We start from the raw sequence: 24,458 nt of genomic DNA, 5'->3' as shown, positions 1-24,458 counted from the left end.
TTCAATTTTACGTTTCACCCTCAGTTGGTTCCGATGATCGACATCACTCTCGAAAATTTCCAGGCCGAACTGATCGAAGGCTCGGTCGCCACGCCGGTGCTGCTGGACATCTGGGCCGAATGGTGCGGCCCCTGCAAACAGCTCGGCCCGGTGCTCGAAAAGCTCGAAGTCGAGTACGGCGGCCGCTTCACGCTGGCCAAGCTCGACGCCGACAAGGTGCCGCAGATCTCCTCCCAGCTGTCGGAGATGTTCGGCGTGCGCAGCATCCCGTTCTGCGTGATGTTCAAGGACGGCCAGCCGGTCGACGGCTTCGTCGGCGCCATTCCGGCCGAGAAGATCCGCGAATTCCTCGACAAGCACGTGCCCGGCGCCGACGAAGCCGAGGCTGCCTCGGAAGAAGCCGCCGCGCAGGAAGCGCTGGCCGGCGGCGACACCCAGGGCGCGCTCGAGAAGCTGCAGCACGCCGTGGCCACCGACCCCGCCAACGACGACGCCCGCTTCGACTACGTCAAGCTGCTGCTGCAGGAAGGCCGCCACGACGACGCCAAGGTCGCGTTCGCCCCGGTGATCGCCAAGACCACGCTGGTGCGCCGCTTCGACGCGCTGCAGCGCTGGATGGACGCTATCGATTTCGCAGCGCCGCCCACCGGTGCCGCGCCGGCCGTCGCCGATTTCGACGCGAAGATCGCGGCCAACAAGCGCGACTTCGACGCCCGCTTCGGCCGCGCCCGCCTGCTGATGGCCGCCCAGCGCTGGACCGACGCGATGGACGAGCTGCTCGACATCCTGATGCGCGACAAGACCTGGAGCGAAGACCTCGCGCGCAAGACCTACATCGCGATCCTCGACCTGATCGAGCCGCCGAAGGTCAAGGTGGCCGACGGCCAGATCCCGCCGGACGATCCGGTGGTGGCCACCTACCGCCGCCGCCTGAGCAGCGTGGTGCTGAGCTGATCCCCAAAAGCGGCCTCCGGGTCGCTTTTTTCATGGCCCGGCCGCACGCGGGGACGGCATTGGCGCGGCCGGCGCCGTCGCATACGATCACGCCCGATTCAACTTGTTGCAGATTTGAAAAGGAAAGACCGGCCATGCGCTCATTCGCCCGCCCCACCAGCCGCATCGCACTGCTTGCCCTCGCGGCGGCGGCGCTGTCGACCACCCTGGCCGGATGCGGGAGCGGCATCAGCCTGGACGAACCGATCGAGGGGCCGACCTGGCGCCTGGTGCAGCTGGGCGACGAGACCATCGCGCCCAACAGCGGCGCGCAGGTTCAGTTCGACCGCAGCAGCGGACGGGTCAGCGGATCGGGCGGCTGCAACCGCCTTTCGGGTTCGTTCACGCGCGCCGGCATCTCGCTGAAGATCGGCCAGCTGGCCTCGACCCGCATGGCCTGCCTCGACCCGACGCGCGGCGCCAACGAGGCGCAGTTCATTTCGGCGCTGCAGAACACCGCGAGCTACAGCCTCGCGGGGCCGGGCCGGCTGGCGCTGCTGGACGCCGGCGGCCGGACCGTGGCGACCTTCAGCTCGGCCGGAGCGCGCTGATCAGCCGCTGATCAGCCGGTGAGGCGCTCGAGCGCCTCGCGGTACTTGGCGGCGGTCTTCTCGATGACCTCGGCCGGCAGGCGCGGCGCCGGCGGCGTCTTGTCCCAGGGCTTGCCGTTGATCTTGGTGGCTTCGAGCCAGTCGCGCACGAACTGCTTGTCGTAGCTCGGCGGGTTGGCGCCGGCGGCCAGCGCGGCCTGGTAGCCCTCCACCGGCCAGTAGCGCGAGCTGTCGGGCGTGAGCACCTCGTCCATCAGCACCAGCGTGCCGGCTTCGTCGAGGCCGAACTCGAACTTGGTGTCGGCAATGATCATCCCCTTGGCCAGGGCGATCTGCGCCGCGGTTTCGTAGATGGCGATGCTGGTCTCGCGGATCTGCTGGGCCAGCTTGGGGCCGACGATCTCGACCACGCGCTCGTAGCTGATGTTCTCGTCGTGCTCGCCGGCCGCGGCCTTGGCCGCGGGAGTGAAGATGGGGCGCGGCAGCTTGCTGGCGTTGGTCAGGCCCTCGGGCAGCGGCACGCCGCAGACCGACTGGCTTTCCTGGTATTCCTTCCAGCCGCTGCCGGCCAGGTAGCCGCGCACCACGGCCTCGACCGGGATCGGCTTCAGGCGCTTGACCAGCATCGAGCGGCCGGTGACCTGCGGCACCTCGGCCTCGGTGACCACGCTCTCGGGCGCATCGCCGGTCAGGTGGTTGGGGCACAGCTGGCCGAGCCGCTCGAACCACCACAGCGCCATCTGGGTCAGGATCTCGCCCTTGCCGGGAATCGGCTCGCCCATGATCACGTCGAAGGCGCTCAGCCGGTCGCTCGCGACCATCAGGATGCGGTCTTCACCGACGGCGTAGTTGTCGCGCACCTTGCCGCGCGCAAGCAGGGGCAGGCTCTGGATGGAGGAGGTGTGGACGGTGGTCATGGGCAATTGCGGTGGGGAAACGACGGAAACTGAAAGACGGTGAAAGCGGATTGTGCGCGCAGAAAAAAGCCACCGCGAACGGTGGCCTTCGAATCGCGGGAAGGTTTTTAAACGACTTCCTGAGCGAGTTCGCCCTTGGCGTACTTGGCGGCAACCACTTGCAGCGTGTCGCCCTTGATCTTGGCGCCCTGGCCTTCGCAGCCGAACTCGATGTAGCGCTGCTTGCAGATCAGCTTGGCGGCTTCGCGCGCGGGCTTGAGCCATTCGCGGGCGTCGAACTTCTCGGGGTTCTCGAACAGGAACTTGCGCACCGCGCCGGTCATGGCCAGGCGGATGTCGGTGTCGATGTTGATCTTGCGCACGCCGTGCTTGATGGCTTCCTGGATTTCCTTGACGGGCACGCCGTAGGTTTCCTTCATGTTGCCGCCGTACTGGCGAATGATGGCCAGCAGCTCCTGCGGCACGCTCGACGAGCCGTGCATCACCAGGTGGGTGTTGGGAATGCGGCGGTGGATTTCCTTGATGCGGTCGATGGCCAGGATGTCGCCGGTGGGCTCGCGCGTGAACTTGTAGGCGCCGTGGCTGGTGCCGATGGCGATGGCCAGCGCGTCGATCTGGGTGCGCTTGACGAAGTCGGCGGCCTGCTCGGGGTCGGTGAGCAGCTGTTCGCGCGTCATGGTGTCGTCGGTGCCGTGGCCGTCTTCCTTGTCGCCCTTCATGGTCTCGAGCGAGCCGAGGCAGCCCAGCTCGCCTTCGACCGTCACGCCCAGGCGGTGGGCCATGTCGGACACCTTCTTGGTGACGTCGACGTTGTAGTCGTAGCTGGCGATGGTCTTGCCGTCGGCCTCGAGCGAGCCGTCCATCATGACCGAGCTGAAGCCCAGGTCGATGGCGCCCTTGCAGACGTCGGGGTTCTGGCCGTGGTCCTGGTGCATGACCAGCGGGATGTTCGGGTACTGCTCGATGGCGGCCTGGATCAGGTGCTTGATGAAGGCTTCGCCGGCGTATTTGCGCGCGCCTGCGCTGGCTTGCAGGATGACGGGGGCGCCGGTTTCCTTGGCGGCCTCCATCACGGCCTGGACCTGTTCGAGGTTGTTGACGTTGAAGGCCGGAATGCCGTAGCCATTGGCTGCGGCATGGTCGAGCAGTTCGCGCATCGAGACGAGTGCCATGGGGAAATACCTCGCGGGAAATTGGAAAAAGAGAAGGCTGGAAGACGAGAAAAACTACTCCAATTCTACCGAGCGGCCTTGTCGGACGGCACTGACGCCAACCCGAGGAACTCCATGACCGGCGGCAGCACCGGCCCGCCCAGCCACTGGATCGGCTTGGCGAAAGCGCCGATCAGCGTCACGTGGCTCAGGTTGTCGTACAGCCTGACCTGCACCGGAACGCCCGCCGCGCGCAGCGCCTGGGCCATCCGCCCGGTGTTGCGGTCGGGATAGACCAGGTTGTCCTTGGAGGCCGCCAGGAGCAGCGCGCGGGGCGATGCGGACGTGACGTGCGCCAGCGGCTGCGAGTCGGGCGGGGTGTCCGGCCAGTTGAAGGCGGCCTGCGCCTGCGGGTCGCCGATGGGCAGGAAGTCGTAGGGCCCGGCCAGGCCGATCCAGCCCGCGAGCTGCCTGGGGCTGGCGCCCACCTCGGCCAGCCAGCGATCATCCAACGCCACCATCGCGGCGTTGTAGCCGCCCGAGCTGTGGCCCATCACGTAGACCTGCTTCGGGTCGGCGCCCAGCTGCGCGGCGTTGTCGAGCGCCCATTTCACGGCCAGCGCGCTGTCGCGCACGAAGACCGGATAGGTGAAGGTGGGCGACAGGCCGTAGTCGGGAACCACCACCACCGCGCCGCGCGCGGCCAGCGCCTCGCCGACGAACTTGTAGCTGGCGCGGTCGCCGTTGGTCCAGGTGCCGCCGAAGAAGAACACCACCAGCGGGCGGGAGCCCCGCGCCGGTTGCGTGGACGGCAGCGGCTGGTACACGTCGAGCAGCTGGCGCGGCGCCTGGCCGTAGGCGATGCCGCCCTGGAACTGGTAGGTGTCGCCGGGCACCAGCCCGTTGAGCACCTTGACCGGCGAACAGGCCGAGAGCACGGCGGCGGCGGTGACTGTGAAGGCGGTGAGGAAAGCGCTGCGGCGCCGGCGGAGGGACTCGAAGGTGGCGAAGGTGGGAAGGCTCATCGCACCAGTACGCACGAAGGCGGGCGGCGGTTTCGTCAGATCGGAAGCTGCGTGGTTGACAGCACCTGCTTGAGAACGACGAAGGTGCGGATCTGGCGCACCCCGGGCAGGTAGAGCAGCTGCTCGGCGTGCAGGCGGTTGAAGCTGTCGTTGTCGCGGGTGCGCACGAGCATGAAGTAGTCGAACTCGCCGGTGACCACGTGGCATTCGAGGCAGCCCAGGACCTTCTGCGCGGCCTTCTCGAAGTCGGCGAAGGAGTCGGGCGTGGAGCGGTCGAGCACCACGCCGATCATCACCAGCATGCCGAGGTCGAGCGCATCGGCATCGAGCAGCGCCACCACGCCCTTGATCAGCCCCGCCGCCTTGAGCCGCTCGACCCGGCGCAGGCAGGCGGCGGCGCTGAGGTTGACCTTGGCCGCGAGCGCCACGTTCGACAGCGAGGCGTCGCGCTGCATGGCGCGCAGGATGGCGCGGTCGATGCGGTCCAGCTCCGGCGGGGTACGCAACTTTGTTGTGTTCATCGGCAGCCTTGCAGATTGAAATTCCTGAATATACAGATCCTGCCTTTTTTTCTTACGAAAAGCCACTGAACTTCGCAAGCACGTTGCGAACCGTTCTTCCTACGATCGATGGCTTCAACGCACCGGAGCCAGCCTCATGAACCTGAAGAAATTTCCCCGCCATGCCCTGACCTTCGGCCCCACGCCGATCCACCCGCTGAAGCGGCTGAGCGCCCATCTGGGCGGCAAGGTCGATCTGTACGCCAAGCGCGAGGACTGCAACAGCGGCCTGGCCTTCGGCGGCAACAAGACGCGCAAGCTCGAATACCTGATTCCCGAGGCGCTGGAAGGCGGCTACGACACGCTGGTGTCGATCGGCGGCATCCAGTCGAACCAGACGCGGCAGGTGGCCGCGGTGGCCGCGCACCTGGGCCTGAAGTGCGTGCTAGTGCAGGAGAACTGGGTCAACTACTCCGACGCGGTGTACGACCGCGTGGGCAACATCGAGATGTCGCGCATCATGGGCGCCGACGTTCGGCTCGATGCCTCCGGCTTCGACATCGGCATCCGCAAGAGCTGGGAAGACGCGATGGAGAGCGTGCGCAAGGCCGGCGGCAAGCCGTTCCCGATTCCGGCGGGCTGCTCGGAGCATCCGCGCGGCGGGCTCGGCTTCGTGGGCTTTGCCGAGGAAGTGCGCCAGCAGGAGGCCGAGCTGGGCTTCAAGTTCGACTACATCGTGGTCTGTTCGGTCACCGGCAGCACGCAGGCCGGCATGGTGGTGGGCTTCGCGGCCGACGGCCGGGCCGACCGCGTGATCGGCATCGACGCCTCGGCCAAGCCGCAGCAGACCTTCGAGCAGATCGTGCGCATCGCGAAGAACACGGCCGAGCTGGTCGAGCTGGGCCGGGACATCACCGAGAAAGACGTGGTGCTGGACCGCCGCTTCGGCGGCCCCGAATACGGCCTGCCGAACGAGGGCACGCTGGAGGCCATTCGCCTGAGCGCGCGCTTCGAGGGCATGCTGACCGACCCCGTGTACGAGGGCAAGTCGATGCACGGGATGATCGAGAAGGTGCGGCTGGGTGAATTCCCGGCCGGCTCGAAGGTGCTGTATGCGCACCTGGGCGGGGTGCCCGCGCTGAACGCCTACAGCTTCCTGTTCCGCAACGGCTGAGCAAGCTCAGCCGGGCGGGTTCAGCTCGCCCTGCAGATCTTGAGCATGTTGGTGCCGCCGGGGGCACCCATCGGCTCGCCGCAGGTGATGGCGTAGACGTCGCCGGTCTGCACGATGCCGCGCTTCTTCAGGTGGTTCTCGGCCTGCAGCAGCGCGGTGTCGCGGTCGCTTTCCGAGTCCATCAGCAGCGGGCGCACGTTGCGGTACAGCGCCAGCTTGCGCTGCGTGGCCAGCCGCGAGGTCAGCGCGTACATGGGAATGTGCGCGCGGTGGCGGCTCATCCACAGCATGGTGGCGCCGGACTCGGTCAGCGCCACGATGGCCTTGGCGCCCAGGTGGTGCGCCGTGAACAGCGCGCCCATGGCGATCGACTGGTCGATGCGGCTGTAGGTCTTGCCGCTGAAGTCGGCGTCGAGCGTCTTGTCTTCGGCCGCTTCCGCGGCTTCGCAGATGCGGCTCATCTCCTGCACGGTCTCGAGCGGGTAGCGGCCCGAGGCGGTCTCGGCGGAGAGCATCACGGCGTCGGTGCCGTCGAGCACGGCGTTGGCCACGTCGCTCACCTCGGCGCGCGTGGGCACGGGGTTGGTGATCATCGACTCCATCATCTGGGTCGCGGTGATGACCACCTTGTCCATGTCGCGCGCCATGCGGATCATCTTCTTCTGCAGCGCGGGCACTGCCGCGTTGCCCACTTCCACGGCGAGGTCGCCGCGCGCGACCATGATGCCGTCGCTGGCGCGCAGGATCTCTTCCAGCTTGGGAATGGCTTCGGCCCGCTCGATCTTGGCGATCATGCCGGGCTTGTGGCCGTACTCGGCCGCGGCCACGTTGCACAGCTGGCGCGCCATTTCCATGTCGGTGGCGTTCTTGGGGAAGCTCACGGCCACGTAGTCGGCCTGGAAGCTCATCGCGGTCTTGATGTCTTCCATGTCCTTGGCCGTCAGCGCGGGCGCCGTGAGGCCGCCGCCCTGCTTGTTGATGCCCTTGTTGTTCGACAGCTCGCCGCCGAGCTTGACGGTGGTGTGCACCGCCTCGCCCTTGACGGCGTCGACCGTGAGCACGATGAGGCCGTCGTTCAGCAGCAGCTTGTCGCCGGGCTTCACGTCGCGCGGCAGGTCCTTATAGTCGAGGCCCACGGCATCGACGTCGCCGGGCTCGGTGCGCGAGGCGTCGAGCACGAACTTGGCGCCCGGCTCCAGCCAGACCTTGCCCTGCGCGAACTTGCCGACGCGGATCTTGGGGCCCTGCAGGTCGGCCATGATGGCCACTTCGCGGCCCGTCTTGCGGGCGGCTTCGCGCACCATGGCCGCGCGGTCGATGTGGTCCTGCGCCGTGCCGTGGCTGAAGTTCAGCCGCACGACGCTGACCTTGGCCAGGATCATCTTTTCCAGCAGTTCCGGCGTGTTGGACGCCGGACCGAGCGTGGCAACGATCTTGGTGGCGTGGCGGGGAATGCGGTCCGTGCTCATGAGGGTAGTCTCCGTTTTGTATTCGCTACTGTATACACTTTGTGTGTCTGACGGAAGTCACCCCACGGGCTTTCCCGCCGCCGGCATCAGCCGGCCGCGCGCCTGGACAGGATCTCGAAGGCCGGCAGGGTCTTGCCCTCCAGCACTTCCAGGAAGGCACCGCCGCCGGTCGAGATGTAGCCGACCTGCTTCTCGATGCCGTACTTGGCGATGGCCGCCAGCGTGTCGCCGCCGCCGGCGATCGAGAACGCGCTGCTTTCGGCAATCGCCTGCGCGATGGCCTTGGTGCCGCCCGCGAAGGCATCGAACTCGAACACGCCCACCGGGCCGTTCCAGACGATGGTGCCGGCTTCGCGCAGCTGCGCGGCCAGGATCGCGGCGGTCTTGGGGCCGATGTCCAGGATCAGGTCGTCGTCGGCCACGTCGCTCGCGTCCTTGACGGTGGCGGCCGCGTCGGCCGCGAAGGTCTTGGCCGTGACCACGTCCACCGGAATCGGCACGTCGGCGCCGCGCGCGCGCATGGCGTCGATCACCGCCTTGGCCTGGTCGACCAGGTCGGGCTCGGCCAGCGACTTGCCGATCTTCAGGCCGGCGGCCAGCATGAAGGTGTTGGCGATGCCGCCGCCCACGATCAGCTGGTCGACGTTGGCCGACAGGCTCTTGAGGATGGTGAGCTTGGTGCTGACCTTCGAGCCCGCCACGATGGCCACCAGCGGCCGCTTGGGCTGTGCCAGCGCCTTGGTGATGGCGTCGATCTCGGCGGCCAGCAGCGGGCCGGCGGCGGCGATCTTCGCGAACTGCGCGATGCCGTAGGTGGTGGCCTCGGCGCGGTGGGCGGTGCCGAAGGCGTCGTTCACGTAGATGTCGGTGAGCGCGGCCAGCTTGCGGGCCAGCGCCTCGTCGTTCTTCTTCTCGCCCTTGTTGACGCGGCAGTTCTCGAGCAGCACGACCTGGCCGGGCTTGACGTCGACGCCGTCGACCCAGTTGGCGACCAGCGGCACTTCACGGCCGAGCAGCTCGCCCAGGCGCCTGGCGACGGGGGCCAGGGAGTCTTCGGGCTTGAATTCGCCTTCGGTCGGGCGGCCCAGGTGCGAGGTGACCATCACGGCCGCGCCGGCGTCGAGCGCCAGCTGGATGCAGGGCACCGAGGCGCGCACGCGCGTGTCTTCGGTGATGTTGCCGGCGTCGTCCTGCGGCACGTTGAGGTCGGCACGGATGAAGACGCGCTGGCCGGCGGCTTTGCCCTGTGCGCAGAGGTCGGTGAATCGAATGACGTTCATGGGTCTGGAAGAGGTGGAAGACGGGTCGGCCTGCATTGTAGGTTTTGCACTTTGCCCGCCCTGAGCGCCTGTTGCCGCGGGCCGATGCTTTTCAGGCCTTTTGCTGCGCGCTGGCGAACTGCTCCAGGATCTCGACGAAGCCCGCGGCAGCCGGCGAAAGGCTGCGCCGGGCCGCGCTGTAGACGCAAACCTCGCGGTGGAAGTCGGGCGACTCGAGCCGCACCATGCGCAGCCCGTGGGCGCGCACCAGCGGCGCGGAATAGGTCGGGCACACCGTGAGCCCCAGCCCCGAGGCCACCATGCCGAGCGCGGTGGTCATGTACGAAACCTCCTGCGTGCCGGGGCGCAGCATGTAGTCGCGCTCGGCCGGCGCCAGCTCGGGCAGCACGCGCTGGCGGAAGTCTCGCGTGGGCGCGATGAAGGTGTAGGGGCCCAGTTCGTGCCAGCGCACCTTGCGGCGGTTGGCGAAGGCGTGTTCCGGCGGGCAGATCAGCCAGTGCCGGTCGCGGAACAGCGTGCGGCGCTCGATGGCGCTGTCCACCGCCACGTCCTGGCCCACGGCCAGCTCCACGTCGCCGGCGCTCACGCCCGCCAGCAGGTGCTCCGGCAGGGTGTCGGCCAGCCGCACGTCCACGTCGGGATAGGCCTCGCGATAGACCGCGATGACGCGCGGCATCAGCGTGCAGGCCATGAGCTGCGGCGCCGCAAGCCGCAACAAGCCTTTCTTCTTGTCACGCAGGTCGGTGACGCCAGCCACCGCGCCCGCCAGGTCGCCGAGCAGCCGGTGCACCGACGGCAAAAACTCGCGCCCCGCCTCCGACAGCTGCACGCTGCGGGTGTTGCGGTCGAGCAGCTGCACGCCCATTTCGCGTTCGAGCTCGCGCACCAACACGCTGAGCGCCGACTGCGTGAGGTGCAGCTGCTGCGCCGCGGCGGTGAAGCTGCCGCTTTCGGCCACGGCGGCGAAGGCGCGCAACTGGCGCAGGGTGAGGTTCATATATATGGTTATTTCATCAATCGATGAATTAATTTCGATTGCATCATAAGACCCGGCGTCGCCCAATACCGGCTCAACGGAGACACCAGAGCCATGCCAACCCCACCACCGCCCGTGCGCGGGCTGCACCACTTCGCCTGGCGCTGCCGCGACAGCGAGGAAACCCGCCGCTTCTACGAAGACCTGCTGGGCCTGCCGCTGGCCCACGTCATCAAGAGCGACCACGTGCCGAGCACGGGCGAGTACTGCCCCTACGTGCACATCTTTTTCCAGATGCGCGACGGCTCGTACATCGCCTTCTTCGACCTGGGCGACGACGTTGCAGCGCTGCCCTCGCCCAACACGCCTTCCTGGGTTAATCACATCGCGCTGCGCGTCGATTCGGTGGACGACCTGCTGGCCGCCAAGGCGCGGCTCGAGGGCGCGGGCGTCGAGGTGCTGGGCGTGACCGACCACCACATCATCGAGTCGATCTACTTCTTCGACCCCAACGGCATCCGCGTGGAGCTGACCACGCCGACCGTGCCTCAGTCCGAGATGGACGCGCATGCGCTGCGCGCCCGTGCCGACCTGGACGCCTGGACCGCGCGCAAGGCCGAGCTGCGCGCTGCGAGGAGTGCGTCGAATGCCTGAGCTGCAACTCGCCGTCATCGACGTGAAGCCCGGCGCCTCGATGGAGAGCCAGTCGGGCCTGCAGCTGCTGCGCCCGCGCATCTATGGCGCCTGCCAGGCACCGCAGGGGCCGAAGAAGGTCGCGGCCATCGTGATGCACCCGACCAGCAACTTCATGGGCCACTACCTGATCGGCCCGCTGGCCGAGCGCGGCATCTGCTGCATGGGGCTGAACTCGCGCTTTGTGGGCAACGACACGGTGCTGCTGATGGAACGCGCCATTCAAGACCTGGGCGCCGGCGTGCAGTACCTGCGGGCGGCGGGCTACGAGAAGGTGTTCCTCGTCGGCAACTCCGGCGGCGCCGCGCTGTCGGCTTTCTACCAGGCGCAGGCCGAGAAGCTCACCGCCACGCACCTCCCGGACGGCGACCCGACGCACCTGCACCCGGGCGACCTGCCCCCGGTGGACGGCATCGCGCTGTGCGCCGCGCACCTGGGCCGCACCCGGCTGATGCGCGACTGGATCGACCCCTCCGTCACCGACGAGCACGACCCGCTCTCGGTGGACCCCGAGCTCGACATGTACGACCCGCGCCACCGCGTGCCCTACGACAGCGACTTCCTCGCCCGCTTCAGCGCCGCGCAGAAGGCGCGGCTGGACCGCATCGAGCAGTGGTGCATCGACCGCCTCGCGCTGCTGCGCAACACGCCCGGCGCGCCGCGCGACCAGACCTTCATCGTCTACCGCACGCATGCCGATCCGCGCTGCGTCGACCTCTCGCTCGACCCCAACGACCGCCTGCCCGGCAGCGTGTGGGGCGACGCGCGGCAAGTGAACTACTCGGCCAACGCGATGGGCCGCACCACCTCGCTCACGGCCTTCCTGTCGCAGTGGTCCTCGCGCTCGCAGGCCGACGGGCCGACCAACCTCGCGCGCACCACGGTGCCGAAGCTGCTGCTGACCTACACCGGCGACCAGTCGACCTTCCCGAGCACGCGCGACGCATGGATGGCGGCGGGCGGATCGCGCATCCGCAACGTCGACATCGTGGGCGGCAACCACTACCTGGCGGGCCAGCCGCACCTGATCCCGCAGGCGGCCGACGCCATCGCCGAGTTCGCCCACGCGCTGTAGAAGAGACATGGAAAACTTTGCATTCGCACCGGCCTACGAGCTGCCGGTCTGGCCCTTCACGCCCCCGCCCGAGCTGAACAGCGCGAAGGTCGTGCGCCACCCCATCGTGATCGTCGGCGCCGGCCCCTCGGGCCTCACGCTGGCCTGCGACCTCGCGCAGCGCGGCGTGCATGCCGTGCTGCTCGACGAGGACGACACCGTCGGCGTGCGCGGCGCCTCGTCGCGCGGCATCTGCTACGCGCAGAAGAGCCTGGAGATCTTCGAGCGCCTGGGCATCTACGAGCGCATCGCGGCCAAGGGCATCACCTGGTCGTTCGGGCGCACCTTCTCGGGCGAGCAGGAGGTCTACAACTTCAACCTGCAGGCGAACAGCGTCTCCAGGCAGCCGCCGTTCATCAACCTGCAGCAGTTCTACGTCGAGTGGTTCCTGGTCGAGCGCATCCTCGAACTCGGCCGCACCGACGTGCGCTGGAAGAGCCGCGTGACGCGCGTCGAGCAACTGGCCGACGGCGTGCGCCTGGACATCGAGACGCCCGCGGGCAGCTACACCATCGAGGCCGACCGGCTGATCGACGCGACCGGCGCCAACAGCCCGATACGCGCGCAGCTCGGCATCGAGGCGCACGCCTCGCGCAGCACCGACCGCTGGTGCATCAGCGACGTGCGCTTCAGGAAGCCGCTGCCCACCGAGCGCTGGACCTGGGTCGACGCGCCCTTCAACGAAGGCCGCGGCGTGTGGCAGCACCTGATGGCCGACGGCGTGTGGCGCATCGACTACCAGATGCCCGAAGACTGCGACACGGCCCACATCAGCAAGCCCGAGGTGGCCGGCGCGCGGCTGCGCGAGCAGCTGGGGCCGGACGTGGAGTTCGAGTTCGTGTGGATCGGGCCCTACGGCTACCGAGACCACCTGCTCGACAGCTTCCGGCACGGCCGCGTGTTCTTCATCGGCGACGCGGCGCACGTGGTGAGCCCCTTCGGCGCGCGCGGCGGCAACAGCGGCATCCAGGACGCGGCCAACCTCGGCTGGAAGCTCGCGCTGGTCGCGCAAGGCAAGGCCGGCGATGCGCTGCTCGACAGCTACGACGCCGAGCGCCAGCCCGCCGCCGCGCAGAACCTGCAGGTGACCAGCCGCTCGGCGCGCTTCCTGGCGCCGCGCTCGCCGGCCGAGCACACGCTGCGCCGCGCCGTGGTGGCGCTGGCCGCGCGCCATCCATTCGCCCGGGCGCTGGTGAACACCGGGCGCATGTCGGTCGCCAACGACTACCCGCCCGCGCCCGCGCTGCCCGAAGGCGGCCGCACGGTGCAGAACCTGGCGCTGCGCTGGACCGACGGCCGCGGGACGACGCTGATGCAGCTGCTGGCCGAGGGCACGCAGTGCATCGGCCTGTGGTTCGCGCCGACGCGCGAACAGGCACGGGCCGCGCTCGACGCCACCGCCGCATTGCCGCTGCGCCTGCTGGCAGTGGGCGGCGACAGCGGCCTGCCCACGCTGCAGGCCGACGAACAACTGGCGCGCCATCTCGGCATCGGCCATGCGGGCGGCTTCGTCCTCGTGCGGCCCGACGCCTACCGCGCCGCCGTGCTGACGCAAGCCACGCCCGGAGCCATCGCCGCCGCGTTGCGCACCGCCCTCGCCCACGACACCGCCCCATGAACACAGCGCCCCGCATCCCCGACCCCGACGGCTTCTACGCCGCCCTGCTCGCCGCGCACGAAGGCCTGAGCGAGGCGCACAGCGCCGACCTCAATGCCCGCCTCGTGCTGCTGCTGGCCAACCAGTGCGCCGACCAGGACGTGCTGCTGGCCTGCATCCGCGCGGCCGCCGAAGACAACCCCACGACCAACCACACCCCATGACCGCCAACGTCTCTTTCGCTTCTGCCTCGGACACCCGCGAGCAGAAGCCGCAGCTGCGCGAGCTCGCGCCCGGTGCCTACGGCTACATCAGCGACTTCGATCCCAACTGCGGCTTCGTCGTCGGCGACGACCACGTGGTACTGATCGACACCCGCCCCACGCCGCGCATGGCGCGCGACTTCCTCGCGGCCATCCGCACGGTGACCGACAAGCCGATCCGGACCATCGTGCTCACCCACTACCACGCGGTGCGCGTGATGGGCGCGAGCGCCTTCGACGAGGTGGAGCAGATCATCGCGAGCAACGGCACGCTCGACTGGATACGCACCCGCGGCCAGGCCGACTTCGATTCGGAGGTGGGCCGCTTCCCGCGCCTGTTCGCGGGCGTGGAAGAGATTCCGGGCCTGACCTTCCCGACGATGAGCTTCCAGGGCGAAATGAGCCTGTGGCTCGGCCCCCGCCCGGGCACCGGCCGCGAGCTGCGGCTGATGGCGCTGGGCCGCGGCCATTCGAGCGGCGACACCGTCGCCTGGCTGCCCGACTGCGGCGTGCTGTTCTCCGGCGACGTGGTCGAGAACCACTGCGGCGTGTACGCGGGCGACGCCTACATCGGCGACTGGGCCCGCACGCTCGACGCGGTGCATGCGCTGAACCCGCGCGTGCTGGTGCCGGGCCGCGGCGCGGTGCTGCAGGACGAAGCCGCATGCGCCGAGGCGATCGGCCTGACCAAGGCATTCCTGTCGACGCTGCTCGACAGCGTGAAGGCCGGCATCGCGGCGGGCGACACGCTCAAGGGCTGCTTCGCGCGCGCCGAGGCGGCCATGACGCCGCGCTTCGGCGGCTGGCCCGTGTTCCAGCATGTGCTGCCCTTCGACGTGTCGCGCGCCTATGACGAGCTGCGCGGCATCGAGCACCCCGTGGTGTGGACCGCCGAGCGCGACCGCGAGCTGTGGCAAGTGCTGCGCGGCGACTGAACAGAACCGATTTCTAGACAGGCAACGGAGACAAGAGACGATGATGAAACGCTTCCTTCCCCTGCTGGCCGCGACCCTCGCGCTGGCTGCTTCTTTCGCGTCGGCGCAGCCGGCCGCCTACCCGAACCAGCCGGTCAAGTGGATCGTGCCGTACTCGGCCGGCGGCGGCACCGACAACCTCGCGCGTTCGCTGGCCGAGGCCATGCAGCCTTCGCTGGGGCAGCCGCTGATCATCGACAACCGGCCCGGCGCGTCGACCAACATCGGCGTGTCCGTGATGATGCAGGCCAAGCCCGACGGCTACACGATCATGCAGGCCGAGAACGCTGCGCTGCTCTTCAACGAACACATGTTCACCAAGCTGCCGTACAAGCCGGCGAGCGACTTCACCTACATCGGCACTATCGGCCGCTTTCCGGTGGCGCTGGTGGTGCACCCCGACTTTCCCGCGAAGAACGTGGCGGAGTTCGTGCGCTACGTGAAGGCCAACCCCGAGAAGGTGAGCTATGCCTCGCCGGGCAACGGCTCGCCGCATCACATGGCGATGGAGCTGTTCAAGCAGAAGGCCGGGCTGAGCATCGTGCATGTGCCGTACAAGGGCGCCGCGCCCGCCATGTCCGACGTGATGGGCGGACAGGTGCCGGTGATGATGCTCGACCTGGCCTCGGGCCTGTCGATCATCAAGTCGGGCAAGGTGCGGGTGCTGGCCATCGCGCTGCCGCAGCGCGCCAATGCGCTGCCCGAGGTGCCGACCTTCGTCGAGGCCGGCTTTCCCGACGTCAACGCCTACGCCTTCCACGGCCTGATCGGCCCGGCCGGCATGCAGCCGGAAGCGGTGGCGCGGCTCAACGCCGAACTGCACAAGGCCATGAAGGCGCCGAAGGTGGTGAAGCTGTTCGCGGACTTCGGCTTCGAGGCGCTGCCGGGCTCGCCGCAGGACTTCTACAAGCTCTCGCGCGCCGAGAGCGAGCGCTGGGGCAACATCATCAGAACAGCCGGCGTGAAGCTCGACTGAAGACGCGAACTACCAGCCGAGGCCCAGGTGCAGCGGCAGGTACACCGCCATGCCCGCGAGCATGGTGCCGAGCACGCCCCGCCGCCAGTAGTAGTACGCCGCGCCGACGACCGCCGCATAGAGGCGGGCGTCGTGCAGCGTGCCGATCAGGTGGCCCTGCGTCATGACGATCTCGGGCGCGATCACCGCCGCGAGCGCGGCAGCCGGCGCGTAGTGCAGCGCACGGTGCGCCCACTCGGGCAGGCCCCAGGGGCGGTCCAGGATGAAGAAGAAGCAGCGCGTGAGCACGGTGACGAGCGCCAGCCCGACGATCACGCCCATGGTCCACAGGTCGGTGGTTCCACTCACTTGTCGTCCTCCGCCGCCGGGTCGAGCCCGAACTGCTTCTCCAGCCAGAAGCACAGCAGCACCGCGACGCCGATGGCGACCACGATGTTGAGCTTCAGCGGCAGCGCATAGGCGGCCACCGCGGTGACGCCGGCAATCAGCGCGGCCAGCACGCGCAGCCGCGTCGTCGCCATCGAACAGACGATGGCCACCAGGCTCAGCACGCCCGCGAAGCCCAGGCCCCAGTTCTGCGGAATGAAGTTGGCGAGCGCCACGCCCAGCATGCTCATGCCCATCCAGGCGCACCAGGTCACGAAGTAGTTGCCGGTGAGGTAGGCCTCCTGCGAATGCTCCTCGGCAATGGTGAGCGGCGGCTTGGGGTACTTCCTGGTGAAGAGCGCATAGCTCATGTCGGCCGTGAGGTAGCCGTGCAGCATGCGGCGCCAGCGCGGCATGTGCATGAGGTAGGGGCGCAGGTGCAGGCTGAACACGACGAAGCGCAGGTTCACGCAGAAGCCCGTGGCCAGGATCACCCAGGCCGGCGCGCCCGCGGCCAGCAGCGGAATGGCCGCCAGCTGCGAGCTGCCCGCGTAGACCAGCAGGGTCATCGCAATGGCCTCGATCACGCTCATGTCCGACTTGACCATGGCCACGCCGGTCATGAGGCCCCAGGCGCCGATGCCCAGCGCCACGGAAGACATGTCGCGCACGCCCGTCCGGAATTCGGGCCGCGAGCGGATGGCGGTCGACAGGAACATCAGCCGAACACCTGCCCGGGCTTCAGGTCGAAGCCGCGCAGGAAATCGGCCACGGGCAGGCGTTTGCCGCCCGCGCGCTGGAGTTCGGTGATGGTGACGGTCGAGCCGGAAGCCGCCACGGCAACGCCGGCGTCGGTGACGGCCAGGATCGTGCCCGGCGCAGCCGACGCATCCGTGGCCGCAGTCGCGTGGGCGGCCCACAGCTTGATGGCCTCGCCGTCAAGCGGGCTGTTGGCGCCGGGGAACGGGTCGAAGGCGCGGATGCGACGCACGATGGCGTCGGCGGCCTGGGCCCAGTCGATCAGCGCTTCGTGCTTCTCGACCTTGTGGGCGTAGGTGATGCCTTCGGCGGGCTGGGGTGTGCGGGTGAGGCCGCCGATGTTCGCCAACGCCTCGACGATCATGCGGCCGCCCAGCCCGGCCAGCCGGTCGTGCAGGCGCGCGGTGTTGTCGTCGCCGATGTCGACCGACTCGCGCAGCAGCATGTCGCCGGTATCCAGCCCCGCGTCCATCTGCATGATGGTGATGCCGGTCTGCGCGTCGCCGGCCTCGATGGCGCGGTGGATCGGCGCGGCGCCGCGCCAGCGCGGCAGCAGGCTCGCGTGGATGTTGAGGCAGCCGTGCGCCGGCAGGTCGAGCACCCACTGCGGCAGGATCAGGCCGTAGGCGGCGACCACCATCACGTCCGGCTTCGCGGCCAGCAGGGTGTCGCGCGCGGCCGAGGCTTCGTCGGGGTACTTGCCGTCCAGGCGCAGGCTGCGCGGCTGGGCCACGGGCCAGCCGTTGGCCACTGCGCACTGCTTGACGGGCGAGGCCTGCAGCTTCATGCCGCGGCCGGCGGGGCGGTCGGGCTGGCTCATCACCAGCACGATGTCATGGCCGGCGGCGGCGATGGCCTCCAAGGCCACGCGAGCGAACTCGGGCGTGCCCGCGAAAACGACGCGCAGGCGGCTCAATCGCGGATCCGATCGAGCTCGAGATCGTCCCCCGTGTGATAGCGCCGGACCACGCCGGTCGGATCGATGTAGATGTACAGCATGCGGCGCTCGTTCACGGCCTTGTAGCGCCAGGTCCAGACGGCACCGTCGAAGGAACTGACGCGGGAGATTTCATAGGGGCGGCCGTAGAAGGCCATGACGTCGTCCTGGCGCCACTGGTTGACCTTGATGTCCTGGCCGAAGCGCGCTTCGCTGAGCACTTGGGTCACGGAGACGACCTTGCCGGACGCGTCGACGTCGATGTCGGTCACCTCGAAGCCGGCGGGCATGCGCGAATACTGCAGCCGCTCGCCGCCGCCGTTGAGCGGATAGCGGCCCGTGGGCGTGCCCAGCAGCTGCAGCGTTTCGGCGGCGGAGGTGCCGGGCCGGATGCGCGCGGGCTCGCTCACGCAGCCCGCCAGCCCCAGGCCGGCGGCCGCGAAGACCGCCAGCGTGGCGAAGGTGCGAAAGCCGCGCTGCATCGTCATGTCAGGCCCGTTCCCGCAGTTCTTCGCGCTGCTGCTTGAGCAGCTTGCTCTTGATGCGGTTGCGCTTCAGGGGGGAGAGGTATTCGACGAACACCTTGCCCAGCAGGTGGTCGAGTTCGTGCTGGATGCACACGGCCAGCAGGCCGTCGGCCTCGATGGTGCGGCTTTCGCCGTTCTCGTCGAGCGCCTGCACCTTGACCGAGGTCGAGCGCATCACGCCGTCGTAGATGCCGGGTACCGAGAGGCAGCCTTCCTCGTTCAGCACCTTCTCTTCGCTGGCCCAGGTGATCTCGGGGTTGATGAGCACGATGGGCTCGTTGCGCTCTTCCGACACGTCGATGACGACGAGCCGCTCATGCACGTCGACCTGCGTGGCTGCCAGGCCGATGCCGTTGGCGTCGTACATTGTTTCCAGCATGTCGGCCACCAGCGCCTTGACGCGTGCGTCGACGCCCTGCACCGGCTTGGCCACCGTGTGCAGGCGCTTGTCCGGGTAACTCAGAATGATTCGTTTGGCCATGAAATCGGGGGGAAGTTGTGGCTATTTTCGCCAATTCCGCGACGCGACGGGCCCCGCGAGCCCGAAAACGTTGCCCTGCCAGGGGCTTCAGCGCAGAATTCGTAGCAAATTGTGAGATTCGTATGTGCGGCGATACCTCGCGCGCTCACCCATCCAGACATGAAAAAGCTCAGATCAGCTGAACGCCAGCGCCCCTCATTTCTTGCCACGCTGACCGCCCTGGCGGTGCTCGGCAGTTGCGGCGCCACGACGGCCTGGGCCCAGAACTACCCGGTGACGCCGCAGCAGCGCGCCACGGCCCAGCAGACCGCGCAAACCGGCGTGCCGCTGAGCGAACTCTCCCCCAACGCCCCCGACGAATACACCGTCAAGCCCGGCGACACGCTCTGGGCCATCTCCCGCCTCTACCTGCTGCGCCCCTGGCGCTGGCCCGAGCTGTGGGGCATGAACCTCGACGAAATCGCGAACCCGCACCGCATCTACCCCGGCCAGGTGCTCTACCTGGACAAGACCGGCGGCCGTGCCCGTCTCACGACCACCCGCCGCGGCGGCTTCAGCGGCGACGGCGGCACCATCAAGCTGTCCCCGCGCACCCGCTTCGATTCGCTGGCCGGCATGGCGCTGCCCACGCTCAACCCGAGCATCATCGAGCCGTTCCTGAGCGAGCCCATCGTGGTCGACGCCGGCACGCTGGAGAGCGCGCCGCGCATCGTGGCCGGCAACGACAACCGTGTTCTGCTGTCACGCGGCGACCGCGCCTATGCGCGCGGCAACGCCAATTCGCCGCTGGTCGAGGCCCCGGGCCCGGTGCAGCATTTCCGCGTGTTCCGCAACGCCACCCCGCTGAAAGACCCGGGCACGGGCGAAATCCTCGGCTACGAGGCGCAGTACCTGGGCAAGGCGCAGCTGCAGCGCGGCGAGTCGACCACCGTCGAGACAGTCGAGGACAAGGACGTCATCACGGTGGTGCCCGCGACCGTCGACATCATCGCGTCGCGCGAGGAAATCCGCGCCGGCGACCGCCTGCTGCCCGAGCCGCCGCGCCAGCTGCTGAGCTACGTGCCGCGCGCGCCCTCGACGCAGGTCGACGGCCGCATCATCTCGGTCTACGGCAACGCGGTGCAGTTCGCCGCGCAGAACCAGGTGGTGGCCATCAACAAGGGCACGCGCGACGGCATCGACAGCGGCCACGTGCTGGCCATCCTGAAGAACGGCGAGACCATCGTCGACCGTACCGGCGCCCGCAAGGAAACCATCAAGCTGCCCAATGAACGCATCGGCCTGCTGATGGTGTTTCGCACTTTCGAGAAAGTGTCCTACGCGCTGGTTCTGGAAATCAACGACACTCCGCGCGCTGGCGACTTCCTCGTCAATCCCTGACCCACGGCTACGGCTCTTTCGCACATTCGTTTGGAACGCGCAGAACTCGCAGGCTGGCTGCGACTTTCACTGACCCCCGGCATCGGTGACGGCACCGTGCGCCGGCTCCTCGCGGCGTTCGGCCTGCCCGAGCGCGTGTTCGCGCAGCCGGAAGAAGCGCTGCGCGAAGTGGTGTCGCTCGCGCAGGCCGAGGCACTGCGGCAGCCGCCCGCCAATCTGCAGGCCCAGGTCGACCAGACCTGGCAATGGCTGCACAGCACCGACAACGGCAGCTCGCGCCGGCTCGTCACGCTCGGCGATGCAGGCTACCCGGCCTCGCTGCTCGAAATGGCCGATCCGCCGCCCATGCTCTATGTGCTCGGCGCCGCCGACTACGACCTCACGCAGCTCGGCCACAGCATCGCTGTCGTGGGCAGCCGCAACCCGACACCGCAAGGCGCCAGCAATGCGCGCAGCTTTGCGCGCGCGCTGGGCGAGGCGGGCCTGCCGGTGGTCTCGGGGCTGGCGCTGGGGGTGGACGGCGCCGCGCACCAGGGCGCGCTGGACGCCGCCGGCGAGACGTCATGCCTGGCCACGGTCGCCGTGGTCGGCACCGGGCTCGACCGCGTCTACCCGGCGCGGCACCGCGACCTCGCGCACCGCATCACCCAGCAAGGCCTGATCGTCAGCGAGTTGCCGCTGGGCACGCCGCCGCTCACGCAGAACTTTCCGAAGCGCAACCGGCTCATCGCCGGGCTGGCGCGCGGCACGCTGGTGGTCGAGGCGGCGCTGCAGTCGGGCTCGCTGATCACCGCGCGGCTCACCTCGGAGCAGGGCAAGGAAGTGTTCGCGATACCGGGTTCGATCCACTCGCCCCAGTCGCGCGGCTGCCATGCGCTGATCCGGCAGGGCGCCAAGCTCGTGGAATCGGTCAACGACATCCTCGAAGAGCTGCCGCCGCTGCAGCACACACCGTCCGCATCGCCGCCCAAGAACGGCAACGGCAACGGCAGCAGCGACGCAGCCGAAGCGCAGCAGGCGCCGTCGTCGGCCGAGGCCCCGCTGCTGGAGGCCCTGGGCTTCGACCCGGTCAGCCTCGACGCACTGAGCGCACGCACCGGCTGGAGCGCCGCCGCGCTGCAGGCGAAGCTGCTTTCGCTCGAACTGGACGGCCATGTCTCGCGCCTGCCCGGCGGGCTCTTCCAGCGATCTGCCAGCAGCTGATCGAGGCCCGCGCGACCGCCTGCGCATGCAGGAAGGAAAAGTGATGCGAAGTGCGCAAAGCCCGGGGGCGATCGGCCACTTCCTGGGCTATATTGGTGCGCATGTTCGAAGTACTTGTTTTTGTCTACGAGAACTACTGGCGCGGCGATGCATGCCCCGAACCCGAACAACTGGGCCGCAAGCTCAGCGCGCACGGCTTCGAGGCAGAAGAAATCCGCGAAGCCCTTCACTGGCTCGACGGCCTGAGCCTTGCAACGCAAGGCATGCAGATCGAGCACCACGCCGACGACGCGGCCTCGGCCACCGTCACACTGCGCGGCGCACCCGAAGCGGCCCTGCCCCAATCCCCCGATGCCATGCGCATCTACTCCCAGGCAGAGCAGGAGCACCTCGGCGCCGAATGCCTGGGCTTCATCCGCTTCCTCGAATCATCGGACGTGCTGCCCTGCGGGCTGCGCGAAATCGTGATCGAGCGCGCGATGGCGGCGCCGGGCGATCCGGTCGCGATCGACGAGCTGAAGATCATCGTGCTGATGGTCCACTGGAGCACCGGCATCGAGCCCGATGCGCTGGTGCTCGACGAACTCTGCGAAAGCCGCGAAGGCCGCACCGCACACTGAGCTCGCCTCCCGGCTAGTTCAGCAGGCGCTCGGGGTTGGCGTCGAGCTTGGCCAGCGCTTCGCGCGTGGCGCGCACGGTGAGCGTTTCTTCCTCGGCCGGCACCAGCAGGCCGGCCTGCAGGTACATGGCCAGGCGACCGGCCTGGATCAGGAAGCTGCGGCCGTCCGCGGAGGCGAACAGGTGCAGTTGCTTGCGGTCGCTGCGCCACACGAACTGAACCTGGCTCACCCGGTCGTTGTGGTCGAGCATGAACCAGGTGCCCACCTGCAACTCATGCGCCCAGGCGAGCATGTCCTCGGCCACCTTGGCGCCGGCGGCATCGGGAACGACCTCGATCGAGGCGGCGTCCACGCCGAGCAGCAGCTCGATGCTGTGGGCGTCGAGCGGCAGGTCGGAGGCGCCGCCGACGTCGGTCACGAAGTCTTCCAGGTGCGTCAGCCGCTCGGCCATGGCTTCGATCTTGGCCTGCGGAATCGCCTCGGTCTTCGACAGGAAGGCGTCGGACAGCGTGGCGCCGATGATCTTGATGTGCGCTTCCTGTGGCTCGTCGACGATGCCCAGCAGCGCCATGCCCTGGCGCAGGCGCTGCAGCAGCTGCGGCAGGTCTTGTATGACGCGGGCGCGGTCGGTGCGGTTGGGCTTGGCGCTCGCGGCCCACACCAGGTCGGAGGCCACGCGCTTGAGCATGACCGTCTGCTCGCCCTGCGCGCCGTAGCGCAGCGCGGCAATGGCCAGCACCTCGGCCCAGACCTTGAAGAGGAACTCCCGGATCTCGTCGCGCACCGGCATGTCGTTCAGCATCTTGCGCAACTCGATGGTGTACTGGATCGCCATCGTTTCCTTCTGCTCGACCTGCTGCGCCACGCTCATCACGCGCTGCGTGGTGTCGCTCTGGGTCAGGTAGCGGTTGAGGAAGGCGACGAACTCGTCGAACACCAGCTTGAACACGCGCTGGCCGGTTTCGGGATATTGCTCGATGACCTGCACCACGCGGCGGATCTCGCCTTCGAGCGCGCTGCCGGTGATGGCCGCCGCGTCGAAGCCCATCACGCACGAGCCCATGCGGTCGATCAGCATGCGCGCCGGGTGCTGCAGGGTGCCGAAGAACTCAGGCTCGGCAATGGCCACGCGCAGCACCGGCATCTGCAGGCGCGCGAACCACACGCGCGCCGAAAAAGGAATGCGTTCCTCGGCCAGGATGGCCTGGAACATCAGCGCCACGATCTCGACCGTGGCCTTGTCGGCGGTCGTCGGCGCACGCTTCTTGAGCTCGGTGGTCCGCTTGCGCAGGTCGACGGCGGTCTGCTGCATCAGCGTGGCCTGCTCGCCCGGGCCGTCCATGAACTGGGTGGCCGCCATGCGATAGGCGACTTCGGCGTCGGCGATGGCGCCGGCGAAGGTGCGCGAGAACGCGCGCGTAGCCGGCGGCCCCCCGCCGCCACCGGCATCGGTGGCGCGTCCATCGGGATTCGCGGCCTGGTAATGCTGTCCCGCGCCTGCGCCCGTGTCGCCGCCGATGCGCGCGGTCACGAACCGCTTGAGGCTGAGCAGGGCGGTCTGCGCGCGTTGCCGGGCGATCATCAACGGCGATCCGCCGGTGGTTGCGGGAGGCGCCACGGCCGAGGGCACCGAACCCTGCTGCGAGCCGGCGAACCCGAAGCCGGGGCGCTGGGCGCTGTGGGGGCCGCCGGACATGCCGCTGTCGCGGGCCATCGAGCCGCTCGACGTGGTCGGGCCGCCGGAGCCGCCGCCTGCGCCCGCTGCGCCGCCGCCGCTGCCCGTGCGCCGCACGAAGCTCTTGAGATCGATCTCCTGCATCACCCCGTTGGCGACCAGGAACACGTTGGCGTCCTTGTAGGCCTTGACGACCACGTCGACCAGCGCCTGCTGCACGGTGTCCTGCACCCGGGTCCACATGCCACGGCTCAGGCCCGCGCCGAGCCATTGCTCGACCAGCAGCTTGGCCAGCGTCTCGGGCTTGAGCACGTCGTGGGCGTCGAGTTCGGAGGTGCCTTCGAGGTGCTGGATGCGCAGGCGCAGGTCGCTCAGCTCGAAGCTGGCCTTGTCGTGGATCACCTGCGCCAGGCGCGAAGAGAGGATGTTGCTCTCGACCTCCTCGTCGCCGATGAGCTCGAGGCGCAAACCCGAAGACGCCGCGGCCGTGCCGCCGCCCGAGCCCGCCAGCGCCTTGCGCCAGCCGGTCTGCGCGAGCGAGACCCAGCGGGTGCCCTGCCCCTGGAACGCCACGAAATCGTCGCGGTGCTCCTGCATGGCGCGGGCGTTGCCCGCTTCCGAGGCCAGCGCGGTCAGCCGGTCCCGGATTGCGCGGGCCAGCGGCACGATCGCGCCTTCCGTGGCCGCCACGAAACGCTCACGCGTCTCGCGAGCGAGCTGCAGGGAAGAAGCGGACCGCGCAATGCTCATTGAAAAGTCGGAAAGGCCAGGGTGTTCGGTTTATCGGCGACAACCGCGAGCTTGCATCGGGATGCTCAACCGCACAAGTGTGGAGAGCGCGCGGCGTTGCATGCATA

25 protein-coding genes are annotated in these 24,458 nt (G+C 68.6%); 12 read left to right on the top strand and 13 right to left on the bottom strand.

Annotated elements, in window-relative coordinates:
• Positions 1-33: 33 nt before the first annotated feature.
• Positions 34-954: a tetratricopeptide repeat protein gene (locus QRN67_RS24700; RefSeq protein ID WP_081268807.1), complete on the top strand. Its 921-nt coding sequence runs from the start codon at positions 34-36 to the stop codon at positions 952-954.
• 134 nt (positions 955-1,088) lie between these two features.
• Positions 1,089-1,544 (top strand): META domain-containing protein, encoded by a 456-nt coding sequence (locus QRN67_RS24695; protein ID WP_106936456.1) that lies wholly within the window; start codon positions 1,089-1,091, stop codon positions 1,542-1,544.
• Positions 1,545-1,555: 11 nt separating this feature from the next.
• Here QRN67_RS24695 and QRN67_RS24690 read toward each other — a convergent pair whose 3' ends face one another.
• The 4 genes from QRN67_RS24690 to QRN67_RS24675 all read right to left on the bottom strand — a co-directional run bounded on the left by QRN67_RS24690 (position 1,556) and on the right by QRN67_RS24675 (position 5,158).
• The gene (locus QRN67_RS24690) at positions 1,556-2,461 is read right to left on the bottom strand and encodes a phosphoribosylaminoimidazolesuccinocarboxamide synthase (protein WP_081268805.1); all 906 of its coding nucleotides are present in this window, start codon (positions 2,459-2,461) and stop codon (positions 1,556-1,558) included.
• A 107-nt stretch (positions 2,462-2,568) separates the two neighbouring features.
• Positions 2,569-3,633, bottom strand: a complete 1,065-nt coding sequence (gene fba, locus QRN67_RS24685; protein WP_081268804.1) for a class II fructose-bisphosphate aldolase — start codon at positions 3,631-3,633, stop codon at positions 2,569-2,571.
• Positions 3,634-3,698: 65 nt separating this feature from the next.
• A complete protein-coding gene (locus QRN67_RS24680) occupies positions 3,699-4,637 on the bottom strand; it encodes an alpha/beta hydrolase (RefSeq protein WP_285413977.1) in 939 nt (312 codons plus the stop codon).
• Between the two features lie 35 nt (positions 4,638-4,672).
• Entirely contained in the window at positions 4,673-5,158 is a 486-nt protein-coding gene (locus tag QRN67_RS24675) for an Lrp/AsnC family transcriptional regulator (protein ID WP_081268802.1), read from the bottom strand.
• 136 nt (positions 5,159-5,294) lie between these two features.
• Between QRN67_RS24675 and QRN67_RS24670 the strand changes: the two genes are divergently transcribed.
• Positions 5,295-6,311: a 1-aminocyclopropane-1-carboxylate deaminase gene (locus tag QRN67_RS24670; protein WP_106936453.1), complete on the top strand. Its 1,017-nt coding sequence runs from the start codon at positions 5,295-5,297 to the stop codon at positions 6,309-6,311.
• A gap of 20 nt (positions 6,312-6,331) precedes the next feature.
• Here the strand turns inward: QRN67_RS24670 and pyk are convergent, their stop codons facing one another.
• The 3 genes from pyk to QRN67_RS24655 form a co-directional block, all read right to left on the bottom strand.
• Positions 6,332-7,780 (bottom strand): pyruvate kinase, encoded by a 1,449-nt coding sequence (gene pyk / locus QRN67_RS24665; RefSeq protein ID WP_081268800.1) that lies wholly within the window; start codon positions 7,778-7,780, stop codon positions 6,332-6,334.
• An 86-nt stretch (positions 7,781-7,866) separates the two neighbouring features.
• Positions 7,867-9,060 (bottom strand): phosphoglycerate kinase, encoded by a 1,194-nt coding sequence (locus QRN67_RS24660; protein ID WP_106936451.1) that lies wholly within the window; start codon positions 9,058-9,060, stop codon positions 7,867-7,869.
• 91 nt (positions 9,061-9,151) lie between these two features.
• Complete coding sequence (locus QRN67_RS24655) at positions 9,152-10,057, bottom strand: LysR family transcriptional regulator (protein WP_285413976.1); 906 nt, start codon at positions 10,055-10,057, stop codon at positions 9,152-9,154.
• A gap of 93 nt (positions 10,058-10,150) precedes the next feature.
• Between QRN67_RS24655 and QRN67_RS24650 the strand changes: the two genes are divergently transcribed.
• Genes QRN67_RS24650 through QRN67_RS24625 form a run of 6 tightly spaced genes read left to right on the top strand, consistent with a single transcriptional unit; the run spans position 10,151 to position 15,653 of the window.
• Positions 10,151-10,690, top strand: coding sequence for a VOC family protein (locus tag QRN67_RS24650; RefSeq protein WP_081268797.1), 540 nt, complete (start codon positions 10,151-10,153; stop codon positions 10,688-10,690).
• On the top strand, positions 10,683-11,804 hold the full coding sequence (locus tag QRN67_RS24645; protein WP_285413975.1) for an alpha/beta hydrolase family protein: 1,122 nt from the start codon (positions 10,683-10,685) through the stop codon (positions 11,802-11,804). Before QRN67_RS24650 ends, QRN67_RS24645 begins: the two co-directional genes overlap by 8 nt.
• A 7-nt stretch (positions 11,805-11,811) precedes the next feature.
• Positions 11,812-13,461, top strand: coding sequence for an FAD-dependent monooxygenase (locus QRN67_RS24640; RefSeq protein ID WP_285413973.1), 1,650 nt, complete (start codon positions 11,812-11,814; stop codon positions 13,459-13,461).
• Positions 13,458-13,664 (top strand): DUF2783 domain-containing protein, encoded by a 207-nt coding sequence (locus QRN67_RS24635; protein ID WP_285413972.1) that lies wholly within the window; start codon positions 13,458-13,460, stop codon positions 13,662-13,664. Before QRN67_RS24640 ends, QRN67_RS24635 begins: the two co-directional genes overlap by 4 nt.
• Positions 13,661-14,638 carry an MBL fold metallo-hydrolase gene (locus tag QRN67_RS24630; protein WP_285413971.1) on the top strand — a complete coding sequence of 326 codons (978 nt, stop codon included), beginning with the start codon at positions 13,661-13,663 and terminating at the stop codon, positions 14,636-14,638. The genes QRN67_RS24635 and QRN67_RS24630 overlap by 4 nt, the downstream gene beginning before the upstream one ends.
• A gap of 43 nt (positions 14,639-14,681) precedes the next feature.
• Positions 14,682-15,653: a Bug family tripartite tricarboxylate transporter substrate binding protein gene (locus QRN67_RS24625; RefSeq protein WP_081268826.1), complete on the top strand. Its 972-nt coding sequence runs from the start codon at positions 14,682-14,684 to the stop codon at positions 15,651-15,653.
• A 9-nt stretch (positions 15,654-15,662) separates the two neighbouring features.
• Here the strand turns inward: QRN67_RS24625 and QRN67_RS24620 are convergent, their stop codons facing one another.
• From QRN67_RS24620 to def, 5 genes are read right to left on the bottom strand one after another with little or no spacing between them, the layout of a single operon-like run.
• Positions 15,663-15,974 (bottom strand): AzlD domain-containing protein, encoded by a 312-nt coding sequence (locus tag QRN67_RS24620; RefSeq protein WP_285414058.1) that lies wholly within the window; start codon positions 15,972-15,974, stop codon positions 15,663-15,665.
• 23 nt (positions 15,975-15,997) lie between these two features.
• The gene (locus tag QRN67_RS24615; RefSeq protein ID WP_081268791.1) at positions 15,998-16,738 is read right to left on the bottom strand and encodes an AzlC family ABC transporter permease; all 741 of its coding nucleotides are present in this window, start codon (positions 16,736-16,738) and stop codon (positions 15,998-16,000) included.
• Entirely contained in the window at positions 16,738-17,694 is a 957-nt protein-coding gene (gene fmt / locus QRN67_RS24610) for a methionyl-tRNA formyltransferase (protein WP_285413970.1), read from the bottom strand. The genes QRN67_RS24615 and fmt overlap by 1 nt, the downstream gene beginning before the upstream one ends.
• Entirely contained in the window at positions 17,691-18,203 is a 513-nt protein-coding gene (locus QRN67_RS24605) for a hypothetical protein (RefSeq protein WP_285413969.1), read from the bottom strand. Before QRN67_RS24605 ends, fmt begins: the two co-directional genes overlap by 4 nt.
• A gap of 1 nt (position 18,204) precedes the next feature.
• The gene (gene def, locus QRN67_RS24600; RefSeq protein ID WP_285413968.1) at positions 18,205-18,723 is read right to left on the bottom strand and encodes a peptide deformylase; all 519 of its coding nucleotides are present in this window, start codon (positions 18,721-18,723) and stop codon (positions 18,205-18,207) included.
• Positions 18,724-18,882: 159 nt separating this feature from the next.
• Here def and QRN67_RS24595 point away from each other — a divergent pair, with 159 nt between their 5' ends.
• From QRN67_RS24595 to QRN67_RS24585, 3 genes are all read left to right on the top strand, one after another.
• Entirely contained in the window at positions 18,883-20,103 is a 1,221-nt protein-coding gene (locus QRN67_RS24595) for a LysM peptidoglycan-binding domain-containing protein (RefSeq protein ID WP_081268788.1), read from the top strand.
• Positions 20,104-20,133: 30 nt separating this feature from the next.
• Positions 20,134-21,306, top strand: coding sequence for a DNA-processing protein DprA (dprA, locus tag QRN67_RS24590; protein WP_285413966.1), 1,173 nt, complete (start codon positions 20,134-20,136; stop codon positions 21,304-21,306).
• Positions 21,307-21,407: 101 nt separating this feature from the next.
• Complete coding sequence (locus QRN67_RS24585; protein WP_081268824.1) at positions 21,408-21,926, top strand: Smg family protein; 519 nt, start codon at positions 21,408-21,410, stop codon at positions 21,924-21,926.
• A 13-nt stretch (positions 21,927-21,939) separates the two neighbouring features.
• Here the strand turns inward: QRN67_RS24585 and QRN67_RS24580 are convergent, their stop codons facing one another.
• Positions 21,940-24,351 carry a DUF1631 family protein gene (locus tag QRN67_RS24580; protein ID WP_285413965.1) on the bottom strand — a complete coding sequence of 804 codons (2,412 nt, stop codon included), beginning with the start codon at positions 24,349-24,351 and terminating at the stop codon, positions 21,940-21,942.
• Between the last annotated feature and the right edge of the window lie 107 nt (positions 24,352-24,458).

The sequence above is a fragment of the Variovorax sp. efr-133-TYG-130 genome (genome assembly GCF_030208835.1).
GTDB lineage: Bacteria > Pseudomonadota > Gammaproteobacteria > Burkholderiales > Burkholderiaceae_C > Variovorax.
This window is presented reverse-complemented; position numbering and strand designations above follow the sequence as displayed.